Below are 650 nucleotides of genomic sequence, written 5' to 3'. Positions count from 1 at the left end.
AGCCGGGCCGGACACCAGCACGCCCAGGTTGGCGCCGGCGCCCAGGGTCTTGAGCAGGTGCGGCTCGTCGAGCGCGAGCTTGAGCCATTCGATGAGCTTGGCGGCCTGCGGCTGTGAGCCCTTGAGTTCCTCGAGGACCGTTTCGGGGCTGGCCACGTCGACCAGCTCGGTGGACACGGCCGGGCCGCCGGCCGGCACGCCCTCGCCCCAGGTGACCAGCGAGTTGGGCTGCACGCTGACCGGGCCGAGCGGGTCCACGCCGGTGACGGTCAGCAGCTCCGAGGTCCAACTGATGCCCACCGAGGCCGCCAGCGCGCGGGTGGCGGCCGCCGTCGAGAAGCCCGGGCCCAGATCGCGGGGCAGCAGCGACACGGCGTCGCCGACGGTCAGCACCTTGCCGAGCAGGGCCTGCCGCAGGGTCACCGGCGAAATGGACTGGCTGGCCAGCGACGAGCCGGACAGCGTCACCGACCGGGCGCCGTAGACGGTGACCGCGCCGACGATCACGGCGGTGCCCTCACGCAGCCCGGCGTTGGACAGCGTCACGTCGTCGAGCAGCGCGGTGCCGACCGGGGTGTCCGGCCCGGCCAGGCCCGCCACCGCCGCCGTGGTCCGCGAGCCCGTCAGCGCCACCGCGTCCCACTCCCGAA

The 650-nt window shown here is 74.5% G+C and carries 1 pseudogene; it reads right to left on the bottom strand.

The features are described from left to right. Positions 1–650, bottom strand: a pseudogene (locus tag A9X03_RS11185) (ATPase); the annotation flags it as partial.

The sequence above is a fragment of the Mycobacterium sp. E1715 genome, from assembly GCF_001667625.1.
Taxonomy (GTDB): domain Bacteria; phylum Actinomycetota; class Actinomycetes; order Mycobacteriales; family Mycobacteriaceae; genus Mycobacterium.
Note: the sequence above shows the minus strand (reverse complement) of the source record. Positions and strands in the feature narration are given on the sequence as shown.